Below are 14,672 nucleotides of genomic sequence, written 5' to 3'. Positions count from 1 at the left end.
CTTAACTCCTTTAAACTATAAATACATTGCACAGCTACTCATGCTAAATGAATATAAAAGTCTTTATCATTTCTGTTTTCGGAAATCTCAATCGCTCTTTTATAGCTTCCAACATTATTAATTTTATGAGGAATAAATGGAGGATTTGCAGGAAACATATAATGTCTATTTGTATAAAAATTAAATTAATTTGTAGGTTTATTTAATTAGTTTACTTGGGGAGTGTCCAAATTGTTTTTTAAAACAACGACTAAAATACAAGGGATCATTAAAGCCCACCATATTTGCAACCTCAGAGACATTATAGTTTTTAGTTTTTAATAAAACAGCCGATTTTTTTAATCGAATCGTTCTAATAAATTCGTTAGGAGATAAATCTGTTAACTGTTTAATTTTCCGATAGAGCTTAGAGGAGCTCATTGCCAATTCGTTACACAAAAAACCAGAAGTTAGCTCTGGATTATTAATTTGAGTTTCTATAAGTTCTTTTATTTTAGAAATAAGCTCAATATCGATTTGAGAATGGGCTAAAGTGATGACATCTGTCTCTACCTCACCAGAAAATTTTTGTTTTAAATCGAAGTGTATTTTTATAATATTATCAATTCGGGTTTTTAATAACGAAGGATCAAAAGGTTTTACCAAATAACCATCAACACCTATTTTATAACCTTTAATTCTGTTTTCATTTTCGGCTAAAGCGGTTAATAATACTACCGCTGTATGGCTAATATTTTCATCAGACTTAAGTTCTTCAACAAACTGAAAACCATCCATTATAGGCATCATAACATCAACAACACACAATACGGGTTTTTCTTTTCTGCAAACCTCCAAACCTTCTTTGCCATTTTCTGCCTGATAAATTTTAAAATATCCAGATAAATATTCCGCTACATAATTTCTTAATTCTGCATTGTCATCAATAATTAATACTTTATGTTTTATATCTGTATTAGTTTTTACAGGCTTTATTTTAGAAATTTCTAGGTTGCTATACATAGTTGGTTTTAAAGGAGCAATTTTGTTTCCCTTAACTACATCGGGTATAAAATAAAATATCTCATCTTTAGTAAAGGCTTTTCTATAAACTGGTAACTCAATAGTAAAAATACTCCCTGAATTTGGTACACTTTTTACTTTTATTGTCCCTTTATGTATTTCGACTAATGCCTTAACTAAAGACAAACCAATCCCCGTACCAGTTGTGCTTGCTTTACTATTTTTAGCTTGATAAAACCTTGAGAATATTTTCTCCTGGCTTTCCAAAGGAATACCAATACCATCATCACTTACCTCGATAGTTAGCATTTTTTCCTTGCCTTCTTTATATCCCAAATACAAATCTACATTGCCATAATTATTGGTAAACTTCATAGCATTGGAAAGTAAATTGTATAGAATTTTGCTATACTTATCCATATCTATCCAACAATCTGGAATATTTTCTTCCATGTTTAAATTGAAATTTATATTCTTAGATTGCGCCAATTCAACGAAAGAATTAAAAATATCATTAGTATTAGAAATAATTTCTGTTTTATAGACTTTAAGCTTTAGCTCGCCTGTTTCTGCTCTTCTAAAATCTAGTATTTGATTAACCAAACGTAATAACCTATTTGCATTTTGATAAATTAAATGTACCCTACTTTTAGCGTAAGTGTTTTTATCGTCTTGATCGAGCAATTGTTTTACAGGACCTAATATTAGGGTTAATGGCGTTCTTAACTCATGAGAAATATTTGTAAAAAAACGAAGTTTTTCATTATTTAATTTTTCGTCTCGCTCCCGCATTACTTTTTCCAACAGGAGTTCTTGTTTCAATTTTAAGCGCAATTTTAATTGTTTACGTCCAAAATATATTAAGATTCCAAGTATAAACAGCGATAAGGAAATGCCTTTGTAACTCAACCAAAATGAAGGTGAAATTTTTATATTATATAAAGAGGCTTCGCTCCAATAACCATCACTATTACTTGCCTTTACTTTAAATACATAATCATTAGAATACAAATTAGTATATTGAACCGTCCTAGAATCGCTAGTAGTTTCAATCCAATCCTCATCAAAGCCTTCTAATTTATATTTAAATTTATTAAGCCTTTCATTAGTAAAAGTAGGCGCTGAAAACTGAATAGAAAAATTACGGTTTCCGTAATCTAATTTTACATTGCTATTATAATTAATATCATTTTCAAAAGGTACTTGTCCATTAATTTTAACTCCTGGTAAAATTTCCTTATTCTGAACTTTAAACTCGGTTATAACAGGTTTTGGAGCTCTAGAATTTTCTTTTATTTCTGAAGGCGAAAAATATATAACTCCGTTTTTACCACCCAAATATATCTTTGAGTTATTAAAATTATAGAAACCACTAGAACTAAACACATCCAATCTATTACCACTTTTTACATGGTATATATGTGCATTTCCGTTTTTTAAATTATATTTAGTGATGCTATTATTATTCATGTTTAACCATAGATAGCCACTAATATCTACTGCAATATCTGTTATCCACCTTCCTGAAATTTCCTTTGGAAGTTCAACCCTCTCAAAGGCATCTCCAATAGGATTGTATGAAGCCAACCCCAAACGTGTAGCTGCCCAAATTTTACCATAGGAATCAATTTTAATATCACTTACATTATTATGAGGTAGACCAAATTCATTATCTAAACTTTGGGAATAATTTTTGGTCGTTTTATTTTTTAAATTATATTTTAAAACACCTTTTTCTGTAGCAAACCACAAATTATTATTACGACCTAATACTACTTTATTAACTTCATACCCCTTTAAAAAGTCTTCCTCTGGCTTTTTACTCTCTAATGTTTTAGTGTTTAAAAAAGCTAATTCTTCTTCAAAAGAAGCAATAATCAAGGTGTTATCTAAATATTTTTCGAATGCTAAAACAGGTGAACTTTTAAAGCCAAAATCTAGCACCTTAGATGTATTATTAATGTAATTATAGACCAATACTTTACCATTCCAAAGGCCACAGTAAAATATTTTCCCGTCGTACGAATAAATACTTGCAATATCACTTCTTCCCTCAAACAAGGGCGTAAACGAGTCATTTTCTGAAATAAAAAGACCATTATGCCTTGTAGCTACAACGACTTTGTTATTATGAGTTTTAGCAAACCCTCTAATTCTAGGCGCCTGATTGTTAATATATAATGAAATATCTTTATTTAATTTAAACTGATTTTCATAAGGATCATATTTATCCAAACCATCTTCTGTACCAATCCACAACACTCCAGAAGCATCAAAATACAACGCCGATATTAAGTTATCTACTAAAGAATAATTGTCAGATAACTTAGAATAATGCCATTGAAAGTTACCTTGCTGGATATCTTCCAATCGATCGCACACCAGTAAACCACCAAGGGTACCAACCCAATATTTGTTATCTGGAGCTTGGGTAACGGACAAAAAATAAGGCCCAAGATTATCTCTTAAAACACCGTCTTTAATATATAAATTATCAAAGGTGTCAAGTGCTATATTATACTTATAAAGCCCTTCTCTTGTGCCAACAAAAATATCAGATTTATCGTCTTCATAAATAAAATTTATATATGGATTTATATCATTGGAATTCGGAATTGTTAAACTATATTGTAATAATTTAGATATTCCACCTTTACCATCGAGTGTTATTTTTGCAATTGATCCCGTTTCATAACTACCTATCCAAATGTTTCCTTTTTTGTCTTCGAATATCTCTTTAATATAATCAAAGCCCTCTATATGAATTTTAGAAAATCTATTTTCTTTAGGAAAAAACAGATACAAACCAGAGTTTTTAGTTCCTACCCAAATTCTACTAAACTTATCTATGTATAAAGATCGGATTTCATAATCTGGCAAACTATTAGGGTTATCCTTTTCTGGCAAAAAAGTTTTAAACGTATGCGTATCTAGTTCAAAGAGGGTTAAGCCATTCCTTGTACCAATCCAAAGATTATTTGAGGACTCATCAAGCTCTAAACTTGTAATATCATCATTATTTAAAGCATTAGACTCTGTTTCAGAACTTAAATAAGATTTAAATTGATACCCATCAAAACGGTTAAGGCCAGAAAATGTACCTAACCATAAAAACCCCTTTTTATCTTGTACAATATGTCTAACCGAGTTATGAGAAAGTCCGTCTTTGTCATTATAATGCCCAAATTTGATGTTTTGAGCAAAACTGCTTAAAACAAACAAAAAACAAAGCGAAAATATAATAAAACGATTGACCATTAAATGGGTGTTATTTGAGGTATTTATGGTGTAATATTTTTTATGGTATTGAATTCTAAATTTATTCTAAAATGATTTGAAGGTGCACCTTTTTTACTTTTTTCAAAAATACGCAACCACAACTTCAGGTTTTCATCTGTAACGTCTTGTAATACCTCACAAATAAATTGATATTCTTTTAACCTTTTGTCACCAATATCACTAAAAGCTAATTGATCTGCGCTTCTCAATTTATAAAAATCATTCACCATATCAAAACCTGTCCACATTTCAAAAGCTTCCAAAGTTAAGTTTTTAGCTAATAAACGCTCTTTTAGCCATACAGTGGACATGTTAGATTTTTTTAATAACAAATCCTTCCCCGAAGCATCTAAAAAGCTATCAGCAAAAGCCTTAGGCCAATCGTTGGGTAAAAACCGAAGACGCACCAATTCTTTTAGGTGAAATTTAGTAAAATCTTTATAATTTTCGGTGGTTAATATATCTTTATTCCATTTTGTAGAAGAATCCGTTTCGCTCAAGTAAGCGTATTCTTGCGCGTACAAAGGAAACAAACTATTAAAGTTTTTAGCCTTATTAATAATTACTGTTTCTATATCAAAATCAGTTTCCGACAGTATCGTTAACACCTTATATCCGGGTGTATAAGCCGCTAAAGATGGTGTTTGAATATTGAACAATGTATTACCGATTTCACTGGTTCGCACACCTGTATCGTTAATATGCATATGACCACCAAAATGAATTTGAATACCGGCATCGGCAAAAATTTCAGCAACACCGTCTTTGGGAACGCGGTGCAATTGCATTTTATTTCCTCCAAAAAAGGTTTTCATCTCTTCGGAAACATCATCGTTAAACTCAACCATAGGATAATGGCTAAAAGCGATTAAAACTTTCCCTTTTTCTTTGGCCTGCGCTGCTACTTTTTTTACCCAAGCTATTAGGTGTGTTTTCTGTAAAAGCACGTTATTATAACCAATACTTGCTCCAGAAAAATCGTTTGCATTAATAGATATTCCCGATAATTCTTTATTTGGCACATACACATTGGCATCGATTGCCAAAAGCCAAACACCGTCGATTGGCTCTACTAGATAACTAGCATCCGGATGTGCATTATGTACATCTATTTGATAGGTTCTTTTCTTTAAATCCGAAGCTTCTTTGGCTTTATTAAAACTATACTCGGCATAAGTATAAGAAGAAAAGGGTGTTTCCCAGTATACATACTCTTTTTGAGGATAAAACCCGAATGAGGACATTTCATTCAAAATATCTTTATAACCCCATTTTTTTATTTCTGAAGTTATTATGGGTTTCAACTGACCTTTCGCAGTGTCTTTTAAATTTTTAACTGAGCTTACTATAATTTGTTCCTTACCACCAGCGCCTAAAAAATCGGTTTTTCCCGCCTCGTGAGTAAACGGTTTTACCGGATCGTGATTTCCAGTGGTTGCAAAAAATAAAATGCCATGCTTTTTAGAATAACTATCTAAAAGTTTTCGTAATCCTTTGACATGAACCGGCTGTCCGTCGTCACTAAAATCCCCTGGTAGAGCCACATATTTTATACCTCTCGCAACAATATCATCCAAAGCTTCAATAAATGCAAAGTAGTTTTCGTTGAATATTCTGGTAGATTGCAATTGTGCTTGCATGGTCCGGATGTTAACAAACTGTCCTGTCTCTGGATTCTCAATACCTTTGTAATCGGCATCTTCAAAATGCGCATAAATATCTTGAAAATGCGCATCGGCAATAAATGCTATTTGTACAGGATCTTGCTTCGCTTTAATACTTTTTCCACAAGAAATCAGCATCATTAACACTATGATACCAACGCATTGATTATACAATCTATTCAAAATAAAATTATTTTTTAACAGTTTCCTTCGGAAATGCATAACTCTTTTTCCATCCTCCTAAATCTATCAACACCTGATCTATCATAACACCCGGATCTACCATCCAAATTTTTAAAGTATGTGGCCCCGCTTTATTTACTATTTGTTTAGCCGCTTTAACTGTAGCGTTTTTAAGCACATTTTCTTTCCACGCATCACTTCGACCTTGAGTTTGAAAATCTACAATTACAGGATCAGAATCATCAATGGCAACGGCACAACGCACACCAATACCTGCATGTGGCGCGTGTGTTGGTACAACTTGTAAATTCACTTGAGCTTCTCCGAAATTAAAAGTATAAAAATCATATTCTAAAACCGGACTTTTAGCTTTTATATCATCAATATTAACATTTGGCGTTGCCGTTCGTGGTAAAGCTGTAATCACTTTATTACTATAGCCCAAACCTTCAAACAGTTCCCATTTGGCTTCTTTTCCTGAATTTTTACGTGTAAAATTTTCAGCATTTATGGACACATAACCTTTATCTTCAACAAAGCCTTTGTAATTTTCTAAAACTTCTAATTTAGGGTTATAAACTGAAACTCCTATGGTTGTTGTTTTTCCTTCGGAAATAAAATCGATGGCACTATTCACCTTAAAACTTGGTGGAATTAACTGAAAGTCGTGACCTAATGGTGCTTCTTTTTTGTTCTCGCCTTTTGGCACGTTATCCCAATCGATACGCACCCAAATTCTTTTTTCTACCTGACCTGAAGCTGTATTTAAAACCCCTTTATCTTCAGATAATTTTATCCAATCCGCCTTTGGCTTCGCCTCCCAGTTTAAGGTTCCGTGTCCTTCAACAAAAACATCAATAAAATAACTGCTATTTGTGTATCTATTAAACACCGGCAGTACGTCCGCGTAACTGTTTATAATTTCATCATTCACTTCCATTTGATAACCTTCTAAAGCTAAACCTAACTTCGCTTTCTCATCGGTTTGAACAATAGACGTAGCCGGTTGAGCAAAAACAGGTAAAAAACGAGGCGCCATGGTCATAATATGGTTCCACTTTCCGTTTTGAAGTTTCGTATTGTAATACGACGTTTCCTTTTCAATTCGGCTGAAGGCCTCTTTTGATAAAACACCAAACCTATTTGCACTCTGTCTACCTTGCTTGGCCGTAAATTTATTTTTAAAACTATATAGCCATTTCTGATTTAATTTTGAAGCGCCAATAACAGGATAATACACCAGTTGATAGAACGCATCTTTTCTGTGTGCTGCTATACCATCATATAAATGTTCCGTTGCATCAATAATGTTTTGATAGCTATTGATACGTTCTGATACCTCATCTCCATAATGATACTGCGTTAACTCTGTTTCACCTTCTTTTGTAACAGGCTCCACTTGACTCCAAGCCATAAACTCAGGACGTCTAATATATGCTAAGCGGTTATTTTCAAATAAAACATTGGTAATTTTAGAAGCCGATTCTTTTCCAAATTCACGTGCTGCCCAAGCCTTTGTATGTGTTTTTACAGCCGTACTTTTTTCAAAATTATCCATATCCCAAGCCATGTCTAAAAACAGCTCGATGTTATACTCATGGGGTTTAATATCTCCACAATTTAAAATCCAAATATCACGCGATTGAAACTCGTAAGCCTTAGACATTTCTTCCCACATTAAAACCGGGTTGGTAGAATTTAACCATAAATAATCATGAGGTCTTCCCCAATACGACGTATGGTAATATACACCTGCACCACCTGGTCTGGTTTGTTCTTCTGGGTTACTTAATTGACGCATATAGCCGTAATTATCGTCGGTCCAAACTAGCGTAATATCTTCTGGTAACTTTAGTCCGCTTTGGTAATAATTCAAGACTTCTTTATAGGGCACAAAAGCTTGCGGAATCTCTGTTGGATTCTTGTTAGTTTCCTTTTTCAATATGGCACGTTGGTCTGTAATAACACGTTCCAATAAATGAACCTGTGCATCCGTATCATCTTCACCAACAATCATTGGGGAATCGTGTTCTCCACGCATTCCTGTAGTATAAATACCTTCTAATTTTGCCGTTTCTGTAACGCGTTTAGTAAAAAGTTTTTTTATAGTTTCTGAATTGGTATCATAGCGATACTCTCCCATTTCATCATGTTTCCATTCCGTATTGATGTTACTCAACATAGGCTCTGCATGCGATGTTCCTATGACAATAGCATAATCATCTGCTACAAATTTATTTTCTGGATAGAAATAAAATGGTTTGGTACTAGAATGCATGGCAGGCCAAATAGTATTGGCCCTTAAACGCAATAACAACTCAAAAACTTTAGCATAGGTTTTAGGGCCAATATCACCTGTTTCTGGCTCAAAATTTAAAGCGGCCCAACGTTGTAACCCCCAATCCTCATCATTTAAAAACACTCCTCGGTATTTTACTGAAGGTCTTTTGGATACCGAATTTTCAACTGTAATCTTTAACTCTTTTCTTTTTTCTGGCGTAACATCGGCCCACCATTCCCATGGTGACACTCCTATTTTTCTAGACAATTCTAAAATACCATAAGCCGTTCCTCTACGATCACTTCCTGCAATGACTAAAGCCTTATCAATATTTTTAGTTGGGTTTTCAATCATTTGAATCGTATAGCGTTCCCAATCATTTTTAAACTCGGTAACGTCTAATTTACCCGAAGCTATCAATTTATTTATCATGGCATTCTCGCCAATAGTTCCTGCTATAATTACAGAAGAAAAAGTATTCGCTTTTGAAATTATGGATGGCTTTAATCCTGTGATATTAAAAACATCATTTGCGAAAATCTCCGAAGCTATTGTTACCACTTCAGCATCTTTTTTATCAATTAAAATCGATATGGAATTATTCGCTTCAACAATTGAAAATTCAGAAACCTTGTCCTCCTGTGCCGTTAGCACCAACACTTGGAAACAAGTCAAAAACAATCCTAAATATTTAAACATGCTTTTATTTTTTAATTTTTTCATAAGTTCCATCCTCAAAAATTACTTTATAATTGGAGTCAAATAAGGTCGATGGTATATAATAATCTGTAGAAATCACTTGTGCTCCAGAAGCTTTAGCTTTTTCAAACCTATCGTAACTATTAATGCGCGCTTCTTTCGTTCCGGCATCGGCACGGGTACGTACCATATAGCCTTTTGCTACTAGTGTTTTTATATACTCAAAATCTGTAATGGGATTATTCACAATCCGAAATGCCGCTTCCGGATTCCCTTCTTTACTATTCACAAAAAGCACTCGTCCCTTTAAAGCATCATGACCTTCTAAGTAGTTATTTATACGTATTTCCTTTTCATCTAAAACAAATAAAAATTTACCTTTTAAAGCACTTAATTTTGGCCAACCTGCCTTTAAAATGGACTCTTCTAGCGTTTTAAAATTCCCACGAACAGCATCCGGCGTTATCAATTGCCTTTCAGAAAATACAGATCGAATTTCAACATCTAGACTATCTAAAGCAATTTTATCGAAAGGTAAAGGATCTCTAGTTTGTAGCACTTTCTGATCTTTAGTATTTATAAGAATAACTACAGGTGTGTGATTCGGGTTCTTTTCCGACCATTTCTTCAAGGTTTTTAATCCGTCTCTAAACAGCAAATGATGGCTTCTAAAATCGATATCCTGTACATGAAACATTTTAAGCCCGGGTGTTTTCAACTTTTCTTCAGTATCAAAATCTAAAGGTGTTTCACCTAGTGTTTTTACAATATCCAACCCTTTAGGATTTGAAAAATACCCACCTATCGGATCGTAAAACACATCTAATTCCAAATTCCTTAATCCTAAGTCTAATTGTTTTTCTAATGAAACATGACCGTATTGTAAACTTTCCATTTTAGGATTTACACCATGTAAATAATCATACAAGGGTTTTTCAATTTCAATTTTATATGAATTATGACTCCCAATAACTTGAATATCGTTTAGTTTAGGCTGAGCTATAGTTACTTTCTCAAGCCATTTCTCTGCTAATTTTGGCCATTGTTTGGCCGCTACATTACCTTTACGTAAACCATAACCATGACCTCCCTTTGGATACATATGTAACTCTACCGGAGTTTTATTGTCTCGTAACGCTTGCCCCATAACAAAACTACTATTACCGTACGGGTCGTCTGCTGTTCCAAAGATAAAAAATGGTGGTGTATTTTGATCTAAAGAAAAATCGGGATTTAGGGTTTTATTTTCACCTTTATCCAAATACGCTGGATAAATAAGCATGGTAAAATTCGACTTACTAGACAACGTATGTATAGCATCTTGAGGCTCATAAAAACTTGTGGTAGCATTGGTTGAAGCTAAAGCAGCCAAGTGCCCTCCTGCCGAAAAACCGATAAGTCCAATTTTGTCGGTATCTAAATAAAACTCAGAAGCCTTACTTCTCACAATTTTTATAGCCCGTTGAATATCTTGAGCTGCACCTTTTTGGTTTTTAGGAACTCGATATTGCAAAACAAAGGCTGTATAACCTAAAGAATTTACCCATTCCGCAATCTCCTCACCTTCTTTATCTAAAGCTAAAATATTGTAACCGCCACCTGGACAAACAATGATTCCGGCTTTAGATGCATTGGGATGTTCAGGTCTGTAAACAGTGAGTATCGGGTTGGTAACTTCGCTTATCCGTTTAACATTTCCCGAGGTGTTCTTTGAAATTTTAGCAGGTTGTTTTTCGCTAATTTCTCCAGGCACATTGTTGGGCCATAACGCTATGGTTCTATTAGATTGCGCCCATGTAAAAACCGTTGATAACAAGAAAACAAATACGAGTTTTGATTTAAGATAATGCATTACTACGAGTATTTATACCCTTTGAAATAATGGGTATTATTTATTAAAAGAAATTCCTAAATTACTTTTTTTTAAAATAATTACAGTGCTATTTTGAAGCCTGTAATAGGTATTTCGTTTTCAGAGTAATTCGGAATTTCTACTATTAAACCGTTTTTGGTTTGTTTCCAATTTACTTTTTGGGAAGTAGTTAATTGTGTTACCGCCTTAATCTTTCCTACTTTTTCAGCTGAAAATGCTTTTATAAGCACTTCCTTATCGGTAGAGCTACAAACATAGGCATAAATGGCGCCATCTTTTGAGGTAAATCTTACTTCAGGAAAAATAACATTCGATGTGCCATCATGTTCGTTATCTTTCATGGTGTTTTTATCTTCGGCAAACTTTACCTTTTCATTCTCAATTGATATATCAACAAGTCGTTCTCCTTGTACCTTCCATGGTTTAGTACCGTAAATCCCTTCAGAATTTTGTTCAATCCAAACTCCCATTTCTGCTAATCGTTCTTGAGCTAAGTCTGTGATTTCGCCTTTTGCTGTTGGTCCGTTATTTAATAATAAATTCCCGCCTTTACTTACTATTTCTAGTAAATGACGCGTCATTAATTCTGAAGATTTATATATAGTATCATACTCAATATATCCCCAGTTTTTACCCATGGTAATACAAGCTTCCCAAGGTTCTACTTCTAGCCCATCAACAATTTCTTGCTCTGTAACTTTATAATCACCAAAACCATGCTTAATACGACTGTTTATAATACATTCAGGTTGAATTTCTAAAATAAGCTCGCGTAATTCTTTACTTTCTTCTGGACTTATTAATTCTGGTGTATCAAACCAAATCACATCAATTTTACCGTATTGGGTTAATAACTCCTTTATTTGCGGTTTCACCTTTCTTTCAAAATACCGACTATAGACTTTAATATCTTCATCTGGATAATCCACCAAATTACTTCTTCCGCCTTTAAAAGGCCAATCTGTAGCCACATCGGGATCTTCCCAGTCGCGACCTAATGAGTAATAAAACCCAAATTTCATATCATGCTTATGGCAAGCCGCAACGAGTTCCGTCATAGGATCTTTAGCGTAAGGCGTTCTCTCTTTGATATTATAATCGTTTGATGGTGAATCGAACATCGCAAAACCATCGTGGTGTTTTGAGGTGATGATAATATATTTCATACCTGCATTTTTAGCGGTAAGCACCCATTTTTCGGCATCGTAATTAACTGGATTAAAATCATCCGCTATGGAAGCATATTCTTTTAAAGATATTTTTTCATGAATCATGAAATGCTCATTACCTTTTGCTTTGTGACCTTTCCAATATCCTGCCGTTTGAGAATATAATCCCCAATGCATAAACATACCAAATTTGGCATCTTTCCACCAATCCATTTTGTCAGACGACTGCGCGAAGGCATTCGTCATAAAAACAAGTAAAAAACCTAAACTGTAATAAAAATTTCTTCGGAATGTGCTCTCTTTCATTTTAAAATAATTTGAATATTTTCTGATAATAAACGCTTACTTGGTTATAAATTCTATGTTGGTTAACTTCACCACCACTGGATTTGGCCAAATTTTATCGTTATATAATCTTTGTGCTCTACTTATAGATATTTCTAACAAATCTTCATGCTGAATAAATCGGGACGTTGGTGTGTTTTCTGGCCAATACTCCACCACTAAATCATTTTGCCCAAGCACAGAAATTTTGGTGTTTTTAGTCGATCGGATATTTTTCAATAGAAAATTTCGTCTAAAGCCTTTAAACCAATTTTCTTGTCCTGTGATAAACACATATGCTGTACTATCATCTTTTCCTTTTGTAAACCACATATCGCCATCTTTAACAATAGTTGGTACCGTTCTTACATTTTTAACACCTTCTTCATTGACGTACATCCACAACGCAATTTCACGCATACGTTTTTCTTGCTCTATCGGAATTTCGCCATTAGGCTTCGGACCAATATTCATTAAAAAATTACCACCCTTAGCACGAATTTCTATAAGCTTTTCTATTAATTCAGAGCCATCTTTATAATCTTCATTTGTTGGTTTGTATTGCCATTGCGTTCCCATCGTCATGCAAGTTTCCCATGGACCTGGCTGAGCACCATCCGGAATTTTTTGCTCTGGTGTTTTCATTTCCCCTCGGGTTACCACAATATTTGGATCTATACTGTGCACATATTGCGCCATAGGTTTAGAGTGAAACGCATCAAAAAACATAACATCTATTTGCCCATAATTTTCAACAAGCTCTTTAACCTGTAATTTATCATACTCAAATAACTCTTTATTGGCCGTAACCTGTGTCATTGGTCCTTTTCGAGAAATTAAATGCCCTTGTTTATGGATAAAGCTAAAATCTTCTGGAGAGAAATAAATCCCCACTTTTAAATCGAATTTACGCAACGCCTTTACCAATTGGCCTACAATATCCTTTCCGTAAGGCGTATTCATGATATTGAAATCGGTAGTTTTGGTATCCCACATACAAAAACCATTATGGTGTTTTGCTGTAAACACAACATACTCCGCTCCAGCGACTTTAAACAAACGTGCCCATTCTTCAGCATCAAATTTATTGGGATAAAATGTTTTAGGAAGCTCGTTAAAATATTTATTTACATAATCCTCTGAAGCGCCAACTAACGAATGGCTAATAACACTCCCTAATTGAGAATCCATACTCCAGTGCACAAAAATACCAAAACCCATATCCATGAAATCTTCATTAAGCTCGAGCTTATTTTTAAGTTGTGCAAAAGCTGAAAACGTTGTAAGTAGAACGAGTAGAATAGAAATTTTTAACTTCATAACTATAAATATGATTATTTAGAACCGTTAGACATTTCTAAAATTAATTCGCCACCATTGGTTATATCTTGATGATAAATACTATAATTTTCAATAGGCTTATTATTAAAATTCACTTCTTTAACATAAACATTTGTAGCACTATTATTATGCGCTTTTATGCTGAATGTTTTATTTGAATAATAATCGGGATTTAGTTTAATAATAACCTCATCAAATATAGGGCTTCCTATTTGATATTCCGGATTGTTTTCTGTTCCTCCATTCATTTGAAACAACCCGATTTTCATAAGTACAGCAAGACTTCCCATTAAGCCTTGATCTTCATCACCATTGTAACCTGTGGTAGGATCCAAGCCGCTAAACGCTTTATCAACCACAGCACGCGACCAATATTGCGATAAATCATGACGTCCTAATTTATTAAATACAAAAGCCGTTTGAATGGACGGTTGGTTGCCATAATTAATAGGTATTCGACTATATTCTGGGTGTAATTCTTGGGCATGTGAATTCCCTGCAGTAAAACCAATATCTTCGGCAGTTTTAAACTGCGTATTTAACTTCTCTACAGCCTTATCGGTACCGCCCATAAGCTCTGCTAAACCTTCTAAATCGTGAGGCACAAACCATGTAGATTGTGCACCATTCGATTCTATAAAACCGTTTTCTGCTTGGTAAGGATCAAAATCTTGTTTCCAAACCCCTGCGAGGTTCTTAGGACGCATCCAAGAACTTTCTTTATCAAACACATTTTTATAATTATTGGAGCGTTCCATAAAATAATTATAATCGTCGGTATGGTTTAATTTTTTAGCCAATTGAGCCAAAGTCCAATCTTGATATGCATATTCCATGGTCATGCTCGCACCATCTTG

Annotated in this window: 7 protein-coding genes; all 7 read right to left on the bottom strand. The window is 34.0% G+C overall.

Features of this window, described 5'->3' with window-relative positions:
* Positions 1-198: 198 nt before the first annotated feature.
* Entirely contained in the window at positions 199-4,260 is a 4,062-nt protein-coding gene (locus ABJM36_RS13275) for a two-component regulator propeller domain-containing protein (RefSeq protein WP_348451980.1), read from the bottom strand.
* A gap of 23 nt (positions 4,261-4,283) precedes the next feature.
* On the bottom strand, positions 4,284-6,128 hold the full coding sequence (locus tag ABJM36_RS13270) for a metallophosphoesterase (RefSeq protein ID WP_348451979.1): 1,845 nt from the start codon (positions 6,126-6,128) through the stop codon (positions 4,284-4,286).
* Between the two features lie 7 nt (positions 6,129-6,135).
* On the bottom strand, positions 6,136-9,108 hold the full coding sequence (locus ABJM36_RS13265) for a glycosyl hydrolase 115 family protein (protein ID WP_348451978.1): 2,973 nt from the start codon (positions 9,106-9,108) through the stop codon (positions 6,136-6,138).
* Between the two features lie 4 nt (positions 9,109-9,112).
* Positions 9,113-10,960, bottom strand: a complete 1,848-nt coding sequence (locus tag ABJM36_RS13260) for a Ca2+-dependent phosphoinositide-specific phospholipase C (RefSeq protein ID WP_348451977.1) — start codon at positions 10,958-10,960, stop codon at positions 9,113-9,115.
* A gap of 80 nt (positions 10,961-11,040) precedes the next feature.
* A complete protein-coding gene (locus tag ABJM36_RS13255; protein WP_348451976.1) occupies positions 11,041-12,396 on the bottom strand; it encodes an alpha-L-fucosidase in 1,356 nt (451 codons plus the stop codon).
* Positions 12,397-12,492: 96 nt separating this feature from the next.
* Positions 12,493-13,794: an alpha-L-fucosidase gene (locus ABJM36_RS13250; protein ID WP_348451975.1), complete on the bottom strand. Its 1,302-nt coding sequence runs from the start codon at positions 13,792-13,794 to the stop codon at positions 12,493-12,495.
* A 14-nt stretch (positions 13,795-13,808) separates the two neighbouring features.
* Positions 13,809-14,672: glycoside hydrolase domain-containing protein (locus ABJM36_RS13245; RefSeq protein WP_348451974.1), on the bottom strand; the 864-nt coding region annotated here is incomplete at its 5' end.

Source organism: Algibacter sp., from assembly GCF_039977455.1.
Classification (GTDB): domain Bacteria; phylum Bacteroidota; class Bacteroidia; order Flavobacteriales; family Flavobacteriaceae; genus Algibacter_B.
This window is presented reverse-complemented; position numbering and strand designations above follow the sequence as displayed.